Annotated in this window: 15 protein-coding genes; 7 read left to right on the top strand and 8 right to left on the bottom strand. The window is 40.3% G+C overall.

The window, feature by feature from the left end:
- Window positions 1-42: 42 nt before the first annotated feature.
- The 3 genes from NOS7107_RS12075 to NOS7107_RS12065 all read left to right on the top strand — a co-directional run bounded on the left by NOS7107_RS12075 (window position 43) and on the right by NOS7107_RS12065 (window position 4538).
- Window positions 43-2253, top strand: a complete 2211-nt coding sequence (locus NOS7107_RS12075) for a M48 family metallopeptidase (protein WP_015113259.1) — start codon at window positions 43-45, stop codon at window positions 2251-2253.
- A 590-nt stretch (window positions 2254-2843) separates the two neighbouring features.
- Window positions 2844-3329: an RNA-binding protein gene (locus NOS7107_RS12070; protein WP_015113258.1), complete on the top strand. Its 486-nt coding sequence runs from the start codon at window positions 2844-2846 to the stop codon at window positions 3327-3329.
- A gap of 849 nt (window positions 3330-4178) precedes the next feature.
- The gene (locus NOS7107_RS12065; protein WP_015113257.1) at window positions 4179-4538 is read left to right on the top strand and encodes a helix-turn-helix domain-containing protein; all 360 of its coding nucleotides are present in this window, start codon (window positions 4179-4181) and stop codon (window positions 4536-4538) included.
- A gap of 84 nt (window positions 4539-4622) precedes the next feature.
- On the opposite strand, the gene NOS7107_RS12060 is transcribed toward NOS7107_RS12065, so the two are convergent.
- The 3 genes from NOS7107_RS12060 to NOS7107_RS12050 all read right to left on the bottom strand — a co-directional run bounded on the left by NOS7107_RS12060 (window position 4623) and on the right by NOS7107_RS12050 (window position 6599).
- Window positions 4623-5021 carry a hypothetical protein gene (locus tag NOS7107_RS12060; protein ID WP_015113256.1) on the bottom strand — a complete coding sequence of 133 codons (399 nt, stop codon included), beginning with the start codon at window positions 5019-5021 and terminating at the stop codon, window positions 4623-4625.
- 307 nt (window positions 5022-5328) lie between these two features.
- Window positions 5329-5934 (bottom strand): VWA domain-containing protein, encoded by a 606-nt coding sequence (locus tag NOS7107_RS12055; RefSeq protein WP_015113255.1) that lies wholly within the window; start codon window positions 5932-5934, stop codon window positions 5329-5331.
- A gap of 59 nt (window positions 5935-5993) precedes the next feature.
- A complete protein-coding gene (locus NOS7107_RS12050) occupies window positions 5994-6599 on the bottom strand; it encodes a VWA domain-containing protein (protein ID WP_015113254.1) in 606 nt (201 codons plus the stop codon).
- 412 nt (window positions 6600-7011) lie between these two features.
- Between NOS7107_RS12050 and NOS7107_RS29005 the strand changes: the two genes are divergently transcribed.
- Window positions 7012-7335, top strand: a complete 324-nt coding sequence (locus NOS7107_RS29005) for a hypothetical protein (protein ID WP_015113253.1) — start codon at window positions 7012-7014, stop codon at window positions 7333-7335.
- Between the two features lie 204 nt (window positions 7336-7539).
- Window positions 7540-8700, top strand: a complete 1161-nt coding sequence (locus NOS7107_RS12040) for a cupin domain-containing protein (protein WP_015113252.1) — start codon at window positions 7540-7542, stop codon at window positions 8698-8700.
- A 206-nt stretch (window positions 8701-8906) separates the two neighbouring features.
- Here NOS7107_RS12040 and NOS7107_RS12035 read toward each other — a convergent pair whose 3' ends face one another.
- Window positions 8907-10226, bottom strand: a complete 1320-nt coding sequence (locus NOS7107_RS12035; protein WP_015113251.1) for a Tudor-knot domain-containing protein — start codon at window positions 10224-10226, stop codon at window positions 8907-8909.
- Window positions 10227-10401: 175 nt separating this feature from the next.
- Here NOS7107_RS12035 and NOS7107_RS12030 point away from each other — a divergent pair, with 175 nt between their 5' ends.
- Window positions 10402-11199 (top strand): Uma2 family endonuclease, encoded by a 798-nt coding sequence (locus NOS7107_RS12030; RefSeq protein ID WP_015113250.1) that lies wholly within the window; start codon window positions 10402-10404, stop codon window positions 11197-11199.
- An 89-nt stretch (window positions 11200-11288) separates the two neighbouring features.
- Here NOS7107_RS12030 and NOS7107_RS12025 read toward each other — a convergent pair whose 3' ends face one another.
- The 3 genes from NOS7107_RS12025 to NOS7107_RS12015 all read right to left on the bottom strand — a co-directional run bounded on the left by NOS7107_RS12025 (window position 11289) and on the right by NOS7107_RS12015 (window position 13366).
- On the bottom strand, window positions 11289-12407 hold the full coding sequence (locus tag NOS7107_RS12025; RefSeq protein ID WP_015113249.1) for a site-2 protease family protein: 1119 nt from the start codon (window positions 12405-12407) through the stop codon (window positions 11289-11291).
- A 234-nt stretch (window positions 12408-12641) separates the two neighbouring features.
- Window positions 12642-12809: a hypothetical protein gene (locus tag NOS7107_RS29000; protein WP_172641462.1), complete on the bottom strand. Its 168-nt coding sequence runs from the start codon at window positions 12807-12809 to the stop codon at window positions 12642-12644.
- Window positions 12810-12877: 68 nt separating this feature from the next.
- Window positions 12878-13366 carry a hypothetical protein gene (locus tag NOS7107_RS12015; RefSeq protein WP_015113248.1) on the bottom strand — a complete coding sequence of 163 codons (489 nt, stop codon included), beginning with the start codon at window positions 13364-13366 and terminating at the stop codon, window positions 12878-12880.
- A 163-nt stretch (window positions 13367-13529) separates the two neighbouring features.
- Between NOS7107_RS12015 and NOS7107_RS12010 the strand changes: the two genes are divergently transcribed.
- Window positions 13530-15413, top strand: a complete 1884-nt coding sequence (locus tag NOS7107_RS12010) for a serine/threonine protein kinase (protein ID WP_015113247.1) — start codon at window positions 13530-13532, stop codon at window positions 15411-15413.
- 112 nt (window positions 15414-15525) lie between these two features.
- Here NOS7107_RS12010 and rbfA read toward each other — a convergent pair whose 3' ends face one another.
- Complete coding sequence (gene rbfA / locus NOS7107_RS12005; protein ID WP_015113246.1) at window positions 15526-15930, bottom strand: 30S ribosome-binding factor RbfA; 405 nt, start codon at window positions 15928-15930, stop codon at window positions 15526-15528.

Below are 15930 nucleotides of genomic sequence, written 5' to 3'. Positions count from 1 at the left end.
CTTATTCGATCAGTTAGCAGAGATTGGAGTGCCAGAATTTCTATGCCTTCATATTCTGAATCATCTTTGGAGGCTGGTTTAACTGCCCTCAAGCAGGGAGATTATCAAACAGCGATCGCTCAACTAGAGCCTGTTGCTAGTAGTAAAGGCAATAGTACTACTAGCTTACAAGCTCGTGTTGGGTTAGTTATGGCCTATGCCCGTACTGGCGAAGCCCGCAAGGCGATCGCCCTGTGTCAAACTCTCAGAGATAGCCAAAATCCCCAAGTTCAAGAGTGGGCAGAACGCGCTTTAACACATTTAACAAAACGTAAAAAAACAAAAAAAGTATCTCCACAAACATCAAAAGAAACTACAAATTCTGGCAACTCATCGACTGTGGTATCAGGACGCATACAACAGTCTTTGCTAGAAAAACCGACACAGCCAAGTCATTATCAAAATAGTTTCATAGAAACGCCTGTAGCATCACAAAATCGGGTTACAGAGTCAGATGAATATACACCAACTCAACGGCTAAATATTTACTGGCGACAAGCAAAACGCGCCAAGGTATGGCAACCTTTACGTAAACCGAAATTACTGCTCTTGCGTTTACAGGCACTCTTCACCATCGTTGCTTTGTTTTGGGTGATGGAGTTTCTCTTGAAGGTCGTAATGGTATCGGTGAATGTAATTTTAGACAAGTTACCCTATTTGGCACCATTGCCGTTTTTCTACCGCGACCCCAAGCTGGTGGTAATAGGAATTTTGTTTAGTGCGATCGCCCTTTCCCCTTGGCTATTGGATTGGTTACTAACTCGGTTTTGTAGTCAGCAACCCCTATCAAAAGATATCTTGCACAGCCGCAGCAGAGAAACAGCCAGAGTCCTCCAGCGATACTGTCAGCAAAAACGCTGGCAATTACCTCATCTGCGAATTTTACCCATCAATACACCCATAGCTTTAACCTACGGCAATTTGCCCCGCAATGCGCGGATTGTCGTCAGTCAAGGGCTATTAAATCAACTGGCAGATGATGAAATTGCGACTATCTATGCTACACAGTTGGGACATATTGCCCACGGTGATTATTTAGTTATGTCCTTGGTATTACTGCTGACTTTGCCTATTTATCGTTTATATCAGCAAATTTCTCAGTGGGGAAACAATATCTCGCCTGGTTTTGGGCAGTGGCCGTTTAATATATTCTCTAGTCTGACTTATGGAATTTGGTGTTTATTTACGGGGACAGCTTTATGGTTATCGCGATCGCGGCATTATTATAGCGATCGCCTAGCTGCCGAAATCACTGGTAATCCTAACGCTTTAATTCGGGCTTTCTTGAAAATTGCGATCGGCATTGCCCATGATATTCAACAAGTACAACATACCAATTGTCAGCTAGAATGTCTAAATCTCCTCATGCCCATCAGCTATCAACAAAGCCTATCTTTGGGTAGTATTGCTGGTCATATTCCCTTTGAGTCAGCCTTGATGTGGGATCACATCAATCCCTATCGTCACTGGATGGCAATTAATAATAGCCATCCGTTAATCGGTCAGCGTATCCAATGGCTGTGTCAAATAGCCCGCCACTGGCACATAGAAACTGAACTCCATCTTGCCAACGAACAGTTTATTAAAACTACACGTCAATCGTTTTTACTGCAAATCGCGCCTTTTTTAGGTATTCCCATAGGTTTTGGATTTGCAGGATTAATTTGGTTGAGTTGGCAAACTGCTTTCAGCCTCAAATTTTTGAACTTGAAATGGATTTATGAAGATTGGAATTTTGTTAGTGGTTGCCTACTGATTGGTTTTAGCATTGGTTTAGTCATTCGGATGAATGCTTTTTTTCCAAATCTCAAAACTGCTAATTACCAAGCTAATGAAAATTTACCTAACTTGTTAGCTAATCCCTCTGCCATCCCCATAGATAGTACTAGTGTCTGCTTGGTCGGCCAATTGTTAGGTCGCTCTGGCACAGCAAATTCTGTAGCACAAGACTTTATATTAAAGTCCAGCACTGGTTTGGTGAAATTGCACCACGTTCCTTGGCTATGCTTGGGGCAGAAAGTCCATCTTCCAGATTTGATTGGACGGCAAGTTACTGTCATAGGCTGGTTCCGTCGTGGCGCAACACCTTGGATCGATATCCAGTCTGTACAAACTCAAACTGGAGCCACCCTTTATAGTCCTCATCCGATTTGGTCTACCATTTTGGCCATAGCCGCACAGGCTTGGGGTGCATACATTTTTCTTCTAGGTTAGTAGGGCTTAGGGAAAAAATCACAAATGACGAAACTTGCAACATTTCTTTACAAGTGTTACATTTATTAACAATGTCCTAAACAACCACCATGACTTAAGCATCCTAGCTTAGTAACTGCTTAAGCTAATCCATCTTTTTATCCTCCCAACACAGCAGCAGCTAGACCAGCCAATGGCTGGTTTTTGTTTAAAATATCCGTTCTTGAGAAAAAAATGTATTTTATGTTACTATTGACTCGCAATATAATCGGAAATGTGTGTTGTGAACTAGCTACGTAGAAGATACCGTGATAATGTAGGGAATGGTGTTGAATTCTGCGGGCAAGGACATCAAAAAAATGTTTACTGTGGCAGACAGTAGGCTAATAAATTTACAAATTTTAGAATTAAGGTGGTATTAACTGAGCGTTGTATGCGCTTTTGTAATATACAAGCTTTATCCAAACGAAAAACTGTATTGTATAAGTTGACAGTTTGGAGTCAAAAAAATTGGTTTATGGCAAATTTAATCAAAAGCATCTATTTAAAAGCCAAAACCAAGTGATTGTTCTCTTGCCTTGCTACGTTCATTAAACTCTGGAGGTATAGTCATGTCCGTTCGCCTATATATAGGCAATTTGCCAAAAGAAGAAATAGATCGTCAAGATCTGCAAGCAGTTTTTGCGGCAGAAGGCGATGCTGTTACCACAAAACTAATTAAAGACCGAAAAACTGGTAAGTGTCGTGGTTTTGGGTTCTTGACCGTCAACAATGACGAACAAGCTGATCAAATTATTGAAAAATATAATGGTCAGATGTTCAAAGATACCCCAATTAAGCTAGAAAAAGCATTGCCCCGCACCAAGGGTGATGAAGGCGAAGAGCAAGCGCCTAAAGCTGCTGTACATAGCACTCCTACTCCTAGCAGTAATAAAGAAAGCAATCGTCGTGACAAAGGCTCTAAAAAGTCTAAACGCAGTAGTGGTGGGCGCGAAAGTAGCACATCAACTGACTCAGATGCAATTCGTCCAGATCCCCGTTGGGCATCGGAACTAGAAAAGCTCAAGCAGATGTTAGCAGCACAAACCACAAATTAAGACTAGCAAGGAGAAATTAAAAATTAAAAATCAACTTTCTGGTTTTTAATTTTTAATTGTCCATGAGTTTTGATTGACTAAATCAAAGATTACTGGTGGCTATGATTGACAGAGCGTAAACCCATAGCGGTGAGTTAATATATTGGGTGTTTTCCCGATTTGTAGACGCGCTTTGGTGCAGCTTCTTGGAGAATAGCAATTGCTGTGATTAAGGTAGTTGACTAAAAATAAGTTACATAGTGGCATCTTTGTATACCTGATGCACACAAGGGCAAAATTATACAGATATGTCAAACTATGACGACAATTGTGTATTTTACCGCCAGATGCGATCGCCTTGGTTCAACTTAACTAAGTTTGTCTAGATCTTCCAGAGTTCCGAACGCCAGCGTGAGGAACATTTATATTCTTAAACTAGTATAGGCGTAGCAATAACACGCCCTTACTAGTTTTGTTTATGGAAAAATAATTTGATCAACAGCAGTTAAAACAGTGTTGCGTATACATTGTGAAGTGAAATAGACACGTGTGAAAATCAGTATGGAAATATTACTGAACTGCTTAAGCAGTTTAAACGGAGGCAGGAAAGCTTTCTGCCTCTTTTACTATATTGTTGCTTCTTTATAACAGATCACAATAAAGTCTTTTAGTAATCGAGTATTCTTCACTTCCACTAAGTATAGCGATTTTCGGTCAAGTGAGGTACAGAATTAATGTTTTTGAACGCAGAGTGGCGCAGAGAGAAGTTGCCAGGAGGGTTTCCCTCCAAGCAAACTTCGGTGGGGTTGCCTAATTTTATTAGCAATGTATTTAGTAATTCAGCAGATTAGGAAATTCTATAAAATAACTATGAAAGCAGAAGCAGAAAGCGATCGCAGGCTAACATGTGAAGTAGAAAATACCTTGAAAGTAATTGGCGGACGCTGGAAAGTTTTAATTATTAGGGAATTAATCACTGATGTAAAACGCTTTGGTGAATTGCAACGAGCTTTACCTGGAATTACTCAAAAGATGTTAACTCAGCAACTTAGAGAAATGGAAGAAGATGGGATAGTACATCGACAAGTTTATGCACAAATACCTCCCAAGGTAGAATATTCACTCACAACCTTGGGCGAAAGTCTGAAACCTATTCTCTATGCTATGCACAATTGGGCGGTTGAGCATTTACCCCAGAATTCAGGAGTCAGAATTCAAGAGTCAGAATAAGAGTCACTTAAATGGTGTTCTTGATGCTGTTGGAAATATTTCATATCTCAGATTAATTGTCAATAAAAACTCTAAATTAATTATTTAATTATTTTGTAAATATTCAATTGCTGCTGCTAATTTCGAGGGGTAGCCCTCCGCAAAACTTTCAAACCATAATCCTTCAGGTGACAGAGGATCTAATTTTTTTAACCATTCCTTTGCTTGTTTTTGCAAAACTTCTAATTGTTGGGTTTTGATTTGTTTTTGTCGAATGCGTTCTTGTTCTAGTTCTTGTTGTTTTTGCAACTCCTCAGCGGCGGCTTGTTCTTCGACATCAGCTTTTACTTCCGCCAAAATGTTATCGATGATAGATTGCGATTTAGATGGTGTTGCAATGAATGGTGAGATTACATCTGGTTTAGATTGTTGTGGTGCGGGTGCGGATTTTACGGGGTCATATTCCGCTTTGATTTGAGCTAAGAGTTTATCAATAGAGTCCATTGTCTTAAATTTGTCATTTATAATTATTAATTTGTAATTAACTTTTGATCAGGCTTGAAAAATGCAAAAGGACAAAAGACTAACGCCTAGTAGAAAAAGGCAAAGGTAAAAAGTGAGCCATTGCGGTGGACGGCTTTCCCGGCATAAAGGAGACAGTGCCGTGGGCGGGTCTCCCGACTTGAGGCAACTGTCGTCAAATGGCGAACCGAAGGCAAAAGGCAAAAGAAAGAATAGTTATCCCACAAGCTTTTTAGCAATTCCTTATGGTCTGTTTATTTCCGCCGTGCTGTACTAGTCTTTTGTCTTTTTAATCGTTAATAGCGTTGAGTAGAACTTCGGACAAACTTAAATCTTCCATATCTTCCATTGTAATGGTGTCACAGATATCAAATTTTGCCCCAGCGCTTTGCAGTTCATCATCTAATACTTTGAGAAAGCGCGTGGCTTGTTGATCTGAACCAACTTGAATAAAGGAAATTCCTAGTTCTTCGTCTTTGTCCATCCGCCGAGAAGCTTCAATAATTACTCGCATAACTGCTTTGCGGTCATCTGGTTCACCATCAGTTACTACTAAAATTGTTTCTCCATTTGACTTTGTTTGACCAGAAGACTTACGTTGAAAATAATCATCTGTGGCGTGTTTTAAGACAGCAGCTAAGTCTGTAGTTCCAGATGGATCATTTTCTTGGAAAATTTGGGTAACTTTACTAGTCGTGACATTTTCATATCGCTTAAATCTTCCCGAAAACACATAAACAGTTATCCCATCGGGATCAAATTGTTCACACTTACTAGCTAAAGCCAAAGTAGATTCTTGGGCGGCAACCCAGCGGCTTCTGCCGCCTTTTTGGTCTGGGGTTGCCATGCTGCCACTTTTATCAATAATTAAAGTATAATCTCGGCTGTCTAGCATAATTAATTTCTCCAATTATTTATTTGTGTTGATAACCTAAATTGACCATTAACGTTTGATCAATCTGTAATTGCATTCATCAACACATCTGCAAGACTCATATCTTCTAAATCTTCTAAAGTAATGGTATCGCAGATATCAAATTTAGCGCCTACACCTTGCAATTGATCGTCTAAAGCTTTGAGAAACTTAGTGGCTTGTGCATCTGAACCCACTTGAATGATAGATATTCCTAATTCTTCATCCCGTTCCATTTGACGAGTTGCTTGGATAATCACTTCAAAAACAGCTTTGCGATCATCTGGTTCACCATCGGTAATTACTAATATAGTTTCACCATTGGCTTTGGTCTTACCTGCGGCTTTGCGTTGAAAATAATTATTAGTTGCATCATGAAGGACACCAGCTAAGTTGGTAGTACCGGCTGGGTCATTTTCTAGGAAGATTTGCGAAACTTTAGCTGAGGTCACATCATCGTAACGTCTAAATTTGCCAGAAAAGACATAAACTGTAATGCCATCTGGGTCAAATTGTTCGCATTTTCTGGCTAAAGCGAGAGTAGATTCTTGGGCTATCTCCCATCTACTTCTACCACCTACCTGGTCAGGTGTAGACATACTCCCGCTTTTGTCCAGGATTAATGTATAGTCGCGATCGCTCATCATAATTTTCCTTTAAATTGTTCCCCTGTGCTACTAGTCTAGTCTACGAGTCTTGTAACTCTGCAAGCATTTTAGGTATCTGTTAAAGTAAGTAACATATATGTTGTAAAAATACACAATTCCTCATCATTAACAAATCCGTAATTTTACGAAACATAGGAAGTAGGGAAAGAAAGGTGTTTTTTATAGCATCAAACTGGTGGATGACACTGCTGAATAACGCAAATTAATATTGTTTCTCAAGTCAATTTGAGCTAACTATGCACTGTTTATCTTATCTCGCTATTAACAAATACATGAGAATTTTCTCACTAATTCTTCATCTTACTTTCATTCATAGATTGAAGAATGGAGATGAACAGAGAAACTTAAATTTTTTCCTTCTCTTTCACTATTAGCAATCAAGAGGTTTAACATGAATCCTAAAGTTATCCTTGGATTACTCATTGGCGCTAGTTTTGGATTGTTTTTACCTATAGAAAGCCAATCTGCTAATGCTGCTATTATTTCAGCACAATCTGAGGCAAAACGTACATCGTCTATTGAATTTGGCGTACTTGACTTAGTTGGTGGCGAACCTTCTGAGCTAATTATTGCAGGTAATAGCAATAGTAATAGTAACAACAACAGTAACAGCAACAGCAACAGCAATAGTAATAGCAACAGCAACAGCAATAGTAATAGCAACAGCAACAGCAACAGCGACAGTGGAGATGACGATGATGATGATGATGATTAACACCGTCGTAGGTATTGACTTATGGGATTTTTTAGGGATTTTTAAACTGTAGCTCTAAAATTTAGAGCTATGATATGGGGCTGTAATTGATGGTTGAAGATAACACAATTGGTGATCAAAACCATCGTCTGTTATTGCCCCATTTCTCAACTTATTGAGTATGTAAATCGATGAATTAAAAAATAGTTTCTGAAAAAATATGATATGAAGACATTGCAGCAGCTACTAGCACCCTATCCAATAGATCAGTTTTTGACAGAGTTCTGGACGAAAAAAGCAATTCATATTCCAGCAGAGCATGATCAGAAGTTGCAAAATATTTTTACATGGAAAAGTCTAAATGATCTGCTGAACTATCACAAACTCAAAGAACCAGATTTACGATTCTCAATGAATGGTAAATCCTTATCTGAGACACGTAATCGGCAAGAGTGGAGCGATCGCCTGCGTCAAGGCGCTACACTGATCATCAACGGGGTACATCATCGGGTTGCGACGGTAGCTGAACTTGCAGCAAATCTTCGACATGATATTGGCTATGAAACCCACGTTAATTTATATTGTTCACCAGCCAAACAACAAGGCTTTGATTGTCACTACGATACTCACGATGTCCTAATTCTGCAAATCGATGGTGAAAAGCAATGGTTTGTTTACCAAGAAACGGTACAATACCCCACTGCACATATACCATCATCAAAACAACAGCAACCACAAGAACCACCTTATCTAGAATGTGTACTGAAAGCGGGAGATTTGCTATATATCCCGCGAGGACATTGGCATTATGCTGTAGCTTGCGAACAGCCATCTCTTCATCTCACAATTGGAATTGAATGTCAGACAGGGCTGGACTGGCTGAATTGGCTGATGAAAGATTTACGAGAAAATGTCTGTTGGCGCGAAAGCTTACCAGCGATCGCAAATGGTAATACAAATGTGATAGAACAGCAGCTAAATACATTGCGTCAGCATCTGATTGAGACTCTACATCAGCCTGACATTTTCCAAAGATACATAGAAACTCTTAATTATCAACATCAGCCATCGCTTTTAGTTAATCTACCTACTCAAATCGGAACTAATATTTTTCCTGATTTATTTATGACTCGGTTTAGCTGGTCTCCACTACACCGCATTCGGATTCAGCAAATTGATAAATCCCAATATCAAGTGCGGGTTGGTGCAAAACAAATTGACATCAAAGGTATTCCAGAAAACCTAGTAGAAAATTTATTTAACAGTGATGAATTTAGCTTATTTAATATTGTTGATTGGTCGCCAGATTTAGATTTAGAAGGTGATGTTATCCCACTAATTACGCGCTTAGTATCTGAAGGAATTTTGTTAGTTAAATCTGATTAATACTTGATTTTTAACGCAAAGTAAATAACTATTCTATGGCACAGGGCTTGAATATATTAGACCTCTTGCATAAATACTTTGGTGTCGCTGACAATATTATTTAAAAGCTCACGCAAAGGCGCAAAGACAAACGTAGAAAATATATATTCCGATTGTTCAATTATTTGTGCAAGAGTTCTATTAGCTAACCCTGTGACATGAAATATTTAACGAATCTCTGCTAAATCAAGCCACTCATCATAAGATGAATCATATCCCTGGTAATGCACAAAGTATTGCTGACCGCGAATTTCTTCAATCGTTGCACTATACCATTCTTCGTTTTCTTCATCCCAGCATTTTACTTTTTGACCTACGGCAAATCCATTATCATCAGATGATTCCAGGGCGCGAATCCTAATCACATCCTCACCAACCCACTCATCAGCAGATGAACCATAGCCAACATAATTAATAAAGAATTGGTCATCTTTGATTTTCTGAATTGTGGCTTTATACCATTCTTCTTGTTCTTCGTCCCAAACTTCTACTGTGCTATTCACTTCATACTGAGTAGGAGTATCTGACTTAGACTTGCTTGCAGATGCAGTATCTTGTTGTTGTGGCTTTTTGGCTTCTTCAGCAATTTCTGTTTTAACTAAAGTATGAGCTTGTAAAATTATGCTGCGGGCGACAGTTTGAATACCTGTATGCTCAAAATAATTTGTAGTTTGATCTAAGAATGCGGCGACAAAATCTAAATTGTCGTCAGCAATTTGTACAAAACTACTCAACCCATTAGCAATTGACTGTGGTGTGATACCTGTCTTGGCGACTAAGTTATTCATCCAACCTTGGACAGAGTTAAAAGCTTGGGAAAGAAAACCAACTTTATCAGCAGGACTATTACCAGGTAAAGAACTATTGACAGCTTGGAATACAGGATTTTGCATAATCGCATCATTAGCAGTAGCACCGCCAATAATTTCCTGAATTTTCATCAGAAAGTCGGGGCCTAAAGGTAAAATGCCATCTATACAAACCAACGCAGCCATCCGCATCAAGGAAGCGTTTTGATAGTTATTTGCTAGGATATTGGCAAATTCTTGGGGGTTTGGTTGGGGAATCCCGTTGATTTTGCAGAAGGCGATGATTTCGATAGCAATTTTGAGAACTAAGTCAATTGTTTGGGTAACATCGGCTTTGGGCGTAATATTGCCTAAAAAAGAGAGAAAACTGATTTTTTCGCTCACTTTGTTAGCTAAAGCCGCAGTTCCCATTGCTGCATCGGCTTTGTCGATGATTTGATAAAGTTTGATGGCTGCTTGATAACCATTTTGTGGATCTAGATATATACTATCGGCGCGATCGCGGATTTTTTTAATCACGTTAGCATCTGTTTCACCAGTAATCGCACGGACTGTATTATCAAAACCCACCAAATTATCCCACTGCCCAGGTGCTACATAATCAAGGGCTTTTAAAACTTTGACAGTAATATTATCGCTGGGTAACTCGTCAACCAACTGAACAATGGTTTTATCCATAAGTAAGTCCTTGTATTGTGAAACAAAACCTTAATTGCTAGAGTTCCCTAACTAGACATAAAAGTAACTTTGTTTTCATAGATAAACTCTCAATCTCTGTTGACTTCAGGTATCTAAAAACCGCTGTAAAATATTGGCATTAGTCCCCAAGCCCACAAGCGACATTTTAACTATCATGGTTCTAGCCGCACCTCAGCGCCAAACCCCTGTCGTCACTTGGGAAAAACTCCCAGATGATTTTATTCTCCCCGACGATCCAGTGGAAAATATTCAACAACCGTTTCTAGCCGCCGCTTTAACAGAAGCTTTGCATACATCCAATCGTATTCAACCTCAGATGTTGGTTGCATCTAATTTTGGTATCGTTGCCAATATCAATCAAAAAACTGTTGTTAAAGCACCAGATTGGTTATACGTACCCAGTGTTTCACCAGTGGGTACAGGTGTAATTCGGCGTAGCTATACACCCAATATAGAAGGTGAAAATATCGCTGTGGTGATGGAGTTTCTTTCCGACACCGACAACGGAGAATATTCCATTCGTCCCACCTTTCCCTATGGGAAACTCTACTTTTACGAGAAAATATTACAAGTTCCCGTCTATGCAATTTTTAATCCTTACGAAGTGAGTTTAGAAGTACATCGTCTGGAAAATGGACGATATGTTTTGCAACAACCGACAGAATCAGGACAATTTTGGATTCCTGAAATGGAATTATTTCTAGGAATTTGGCAAGGAACTCGCTTAGGGATGAATATTTGTTGGTTGCGGTGGTGGGATGAAGCTGGTAATTTGTTGCTGTGGAGTTCTGAACAAGCCGAACAAGAACGTCAAAGGGCTGAACAAGAACACCAACGCGCTGAACAAGAACGTCAACGCGCGGATGATGCGATCGCCCAATTAGAAATTGAACGTCAGCGTCAAGCAGTATTATTAGCAAAGTTGCGAGAATTGGGTATAGATTCAGAGTAAAAAAATTTTGGCTGAATGCTTTTTCCACAAAAAAACTCCCTCAGATTGACTGAGAGAGGGTTGAGAAGGAGTATTTAGTGATCAGATATCTATGCAGGGTTAGTTATAGGTTGACCTTGTAACAGTTGAATAATTGCTGCTTTTTCTAAAATCCCCACGAGAACGCCATTTTCTCGAATTACAGCTAAAGCGGAGAGTTTTTGTTGTTCTAGTAGCTGGATGACTTCTAAAAGGGGTTGATCGGATTTTACTGTAGTGGATGCGGCAACTGGGCGCATGATTTCTCTAACTTGAGTTTCTGACCACTGTATTGTCGGTATGCTTCGTAGGTCATCTACAACAATTGCACCTACCAATTGTCCTGCGTCGTCTGTCACTAAGAACCTGCGCCAGCCTTGGATGATTTGCTCATCAGCAAATTCTCTCAAGCTCGCATTTGCAGAGATGATGGGGCTATGATTATTAACGACATCTGCGGCGGTTAAGCCATCAAGTTTTTCTTGGACTCTAGCAAATTGGGCTGAATTCCCCGCATTTTGCAGTAAGAAGAAACCGATTAACAAGTTCCAAACATTAGCCAAGCTGCCAAAGAATACTAGAGGAATTATCCCAGAAGCGATCGCCACCCAACCAAAGATTTGTCCAACTCGGCTGGCGAAGGTTACACCTTTATAAGGATTACCTGTAATTTTCCAAACAAGAGCTTTGAGGATATTACCGCCATCTAAAGGCAAGCCGGGAATCAAGTTAAACAGTGCTAAGGCTAAGTTAACTGAAGCTAAAACACCGAGAACAGCCGCCAGTGGGCCAGATACCGCAGTTGTTACACCCAGTATCGTCACGATGCCACATAATAATAAACTAACTAGCGGCCCAGCGATCGCAATCCAAAAAGCGCCTGCGGGAGTATTCGATTCTTTTTCTAAACTCGCCAAACCACCAAAGATAAATAATGTAATCGATTTAACATCAATTCCTTGGCGCAAAGCTACAAAACTATGACCTAATTCGTGGGCGACGACAGAACCAAACAATAACAGCGCTGTCATCAATCCTAGTAGCAAAGCTAACCCCCCAGACAGATAGGGAAATTGGGCTGAAAGTCCACTACTATAGCTCCAAGTTACTAAGCCAAGAACCAAAAACCATGACGGATGGATGTAAAACGGAATCCCGAAGAGATTACCAACGCGAATTGTGCCATTCATGTCGTTCACCTTTGAATGCTGGCGAGAGATTTATTTTCGCCTCTCGATGTATTCAGTGTAACGAAAAGTAACAAATATTAAAATCACCCAATAGTTGTGCTTACCGTCCTTAAAGGTGCGGTTTACCAATTTTGGATTTTAGTATTTTGGGTTAAAAATCCGGCAATACGGAATAAATCTCTTATTCTTTGCGCCTCTTCGTTGCTGCGTGAGATATTACCCATTTGGTACCACTCAAAACCAAATAATTGTGTCTCCCTCCAACTGTCCAACGGCTCGATAGCTTCTGCTGACTCTCGCAGAATAAATAGATAATTCTGGATGCAGTTTTTTGAAACGTAAACTGGGATGGTTGGGGTCTTGTTTAAATTGGCAATATGCCTTGCGGGTTTGCTCTCGCACGTTTTATTAATTTTCTCACAGAGTTCAGGGCTAAGATTTACTTGAGGTTGAGGCGATCGCAAATTCAATCAGTGCATTGGTAAATTTGCAAACACTTGGGCTACTAAATCTTTTGTCTTATTATCTAGATGCTGCCAATCTACTTCACCTAACTCATCAATTAAACTAGTATCAATATCAGCAATATCATTCTCTGGGCTGTAATTTGCAAAACACACTTGATAACACAGTTCCCACAAATCAATACTGACTTTCTGCTCTTGACGTTGCAATTGCAAATGATATCCTGGATGGGGCATTGGCAACCGAGACAGGGTATCACGAATTTCGTCTGCTTCTTCTAATGTGGCACTTTCTATGTCTTGCAACAGTCCTGTTACCAAGGCTTTCATTTCGTCGGTGGTGCTAGGCGGCCAAATCAGTACATCATGGTAGGTTCCCTGCCAAGCAGATGTGTCGAGTTGCTTACGAATGTTATCCACAACTCTGATGAAAGCTGGTTGCATGAGAAGTTCCGCCTGTTGCCATGCAATTGGATTGGTTATTTTAGGTGGCATCGGTCGTCAACAGCGATATAGAAAGAAAAGTTAATAAACAGGGTTTATAAAAAAGCTACGTATTTATTTCAAATCTTTTCTCAAGATAGCGGATTTCAAGTAAAAAAAATTGGAGATATTTATTACCAGCTGGAAAATTAGGTAATAACTCTGGGGAGGGAATATGATCGGTAAGCTGCTAGATAATCGTTACCAAGTAATTCAAGTGCTGGCTAAGGGAGGCTTTGGTCAAACCTACATCGCCCAAGATACCAGACGGCCGGGAAACCCTATCTGCGTTGTCAAGCACCTAAAGCCTACCAGTTCTGACCCCAGAATTTTTGAAACTGCCAAACGTTTGTTCCAAAACGAAGCGGATACCTTGGAACGCTTGGGATATCATGACCAAATTCCTCGGTTGCTGGCTTATTTTGACGAAAATCAAGAATTCTTTTTAGTCCAAGAATACATCGAAGGACATCCCTTAACTAATGAATTAATTTCTGGTCAACGCTGGAGTGAAGGCCAAGTTCTGCAAATGTTGCAGGAAGTATTAGGGATTTTAGAGTTTGTCCATCAGCAAGGTGTAATTCACCGCGACATTAAACCAGATAATATTATTCGGCGCTCATCCGACAATAAATTAGTTTTAGTAGATTTTGGGGCGGTCAAACAGTTAAGTTCTTCAATGGTGACGGTTGGCGGACAACCTACGGCGACGGTGGTTATCGGAACTCCTGGCTATATGCCAACTGAACAAGGACAAGGTAAACCCCGCCCCAATAGTGATATTTATTCTTTAGGTATTATTGCTATTCAAGCATTGACTGGCGTATCGGCTTCGGAATTACAAGAAGACCAGGATACTGGAGAGATTCGCTGGCAACATTTAGCCCCTGTTAGCTATCGGTTAACATCTATATTAACCAAGATGGTGCATTATCATTTTAAAGACCGTTACCAAACAGCTACTGAAGCACTGCAAGCTTGTGTGAGTGTGATGAGTCCAGTCTTAACACCTGCTGCACCACCAGAACCAGCGATAAATTATGGTTATCCAGCGACTAAACAAGCTGCGTCTTTCCAGCCAACTCTGGCTGTTTCACCAGCAAATCCTGGTACTACCAAACCAACCAGCAGAACTTCTAGCAAATCTGATCCTCTACCGTTGTTAATTGGTGTACTTTTGGCTGGTAGTGCGGCGGCGTTGGTGGCAAATATCTACCCAAATGTGAGAAATTTTGCTGCTAATTTTACAGGTCAAAATACCACGGCTGGGAATAAATGCTTGGCGATGGTTACTGGTAATTCTAATATTCGTTCTGAACCTAGTTCAATTAATTCTGATAATCTTCTTAAAACCATTGGCGAAGACACCCAATTTGAGGTGACTGGCCTGCGAACAAAACGCAACTGGATACAAGTTAGACTAAATTCTGGGCGTTTGGCTTGGGCGTATGCAGATGTGATCTCCAATAATGATGAATGGATTGGTTGTCTGCGAGATAAAGGTATTGCCATTAAGACAGTTGATGATAGTACGGTGATTGCAGCTAGACCGCTTCCCAAACCAAAACCGAGTAAGGTGACGACTCCGCTACCAGAAATCTCAAATTCAGAGTCGGGAAAATCAGAAACAGCAAAACCTAGTGAGAACAGCGACAAGGTTGTTGAACAAGCGAGGAAGAAGTACGAATCAGGAGATTTAGTCGGTGCGATCGCATTATTACGGTCTATTCCCGCCAATGCTTCTGCTGGTATTCAAGAAACAGGTAAGATAATTGGTCAATGGCAGCAAGATTGGACTAAGGCTGATGCACTGTTTAATGACATCAACAAAGCGATCGATGATGGTAATTGGGATAAGGTTTTAGATTATAAAAATCATCCCGAAAAGTTACCCGATACTCAATACTGGCGCAATAAAATCGAGCCTTTATTTCAACAAGCGGCTGATAATATCGGTAAACAGGCTTTTCCCCCTGTAGATCAGCAAAATCATCAAAAAACTCCCAAAACTGAAAAACCAGCACCTACAGCCAGTCCTAATCGTGAAAGTGGTTTATGATTTACAGTCTGCCAAAATAGCGACTAGGGGCTAAAGAAGACAGTTTTTTAGGAGGGACTGTTTTACTAAACAAACTAAATAGGGGCGTAGTTCGCCCCTACTACAGCTATTTTTAATCTTCTTCTGCGCCTATGTCTTCTTCGCTATCTAAAGTTTCCGGCGATCGCGCATCCTGGAGTTTATTCAACAGCGATAATACTTTATTACCCCGTTCTATGGAACGGTCTTCGATAAAAATTACCTCTGGTGTCCGACGCAGCCGTACCCTGGCACCAAGTTCACTACGTACAAAACCCGTAGCCGACTTTAAGCCTGCCATTGTTTCTGCTTTAGCATCCTCTGTACCATAAATACTGACGTATATTTTGGCGTGCTGCAAATCGCCAGAAACGTCTACATCGGTAACACTAACCATACCTGAACCCACACGGTCGTCTTTAATTCCGTTGAGTAACATTTGGCTAACTTCCCGTTTGATTAATTCAGCAACACGGGAAACGCGGCGATTTGTAGCCAT

Source organism: Nostoc sp. PCC 7107, assembly GCF_000316625.1.
In the GTDB taxonomy this organism is placed as follows: Bacteria; Cyanobacteriota; Cyanobacteriia; order Cyanobacteriales; family Nostocaceae; genus Nostoc_B.
This window is presented reverse-complemented; position numbering and strand designations above follow the sequence as displayed.

What these genes read in the sequence shown, in the direction of transcription:
- NOS7107_RS12055 (WP_015113255.1), bottom strand. Translation starts at nt 5,934, where the DNA reads ATGCTAGACAGCCGAGATTATACTTTAATTATTGATAAAAGTGGCAGC.
- NOS7107_RS12030 (WP_015113250.1), top strand. Translation starts at nt 10,402, where the DNA reads ATGGTTCTAGCCGCACCTCAGCGCCAAACCCCTGTCGTCACTTGGGAA.
- NOS7107_RS12010 (WP_015113247.1), top strand. Translation starts at nt 13,530, where the DNA reads ATGATCGGTAAGCTGCTAGATAATCGTTACCAAGTAATTCAAGTGCTG.
- NOS7107_RS12070 (WP_015113258.1), top strand. Translation starts at nt 2,844, where the DNA reads ATGTCCGTTCGCCTATATATAGGCAATTTGCCAAAAGAAGAAATAGAT.
- NOS7107_RS12075 (WP_015113259.1), top strand. Translation starts at nt 43, where the DNA reads ATGCCTTCATATTCTGAATCATCTTTGGAGGCTGGTTTAACTGCCCTC.
- NOS7107_RS12040 (WP_015113252.1), top strand. Translation starts at nt 7,540, where the DNA reads ATGAAGACATTGCAGCAGCTACTAGCACCCTATCCAATAGATCAGTTT.
- NOS7107_RS12035 (WP_015113251.1), bottom strand. Translation starts at nt 10,226, where the DNA reads ATGGATAAAACCATTGTTCAGTTGGTTGACGAGTTACCCAGCGATAAT.
- NOS7107_RS12015 (WP_015113248.1), bottom strand. Translation starts at nt 13,366, where the DNA reads ATGCCACCTAAAATAACCAATCCAATTGCATGGCAACAGGCGGAACTT.
- NOS7107_RS12065 (WP_015113257.1), top strand. Translation starts at nt 4,179, where the DNA reads ATGAAAGCAGAAGCAGAAAGCGATCGCAGGCTAACATGTGAAGTAGAA.
- rbfA (WP_015113246.1), bottom strand. Translation starts at nt 15,930, where the DNA reads ATGGCTACAAATCGCCGCGTTTCCCGTGTTGCTGAATTAATCAAACGG.
- NOS7107_RS29005 (WP_015113253.1), top strand. Translation starts at nt 7,012, where the DNA reads ATGAATCCTAAAGTTATCCTTGGATTACTCATTGGCGCTAGTTTTGGA.
- NOS7107_RS12050 (WP_015113254.1), bottom strand. Translation starts at nt 6,599, where the DNA reads ATGATGAGCGATCGCGACTATACATTAATCCTGGACAAAAGCGGGAGT.
- NOS7107_RS12060 (WP_015113256.1), bottom strand. Translation starts at nt 5,021, where the DNA reads ATGGACTCTATTGATAAACTCTTAGCTCAAATCAAAGCGGAATATGAC.
- NOS7107_RS12025 (WP_015113249.1), bottom strand. Translation starts at nt 12,407, where the DNA reads ATGAATGGCACAATTCGCGTTGGTAATCTCTTCGGGATTCCGTTTTAC.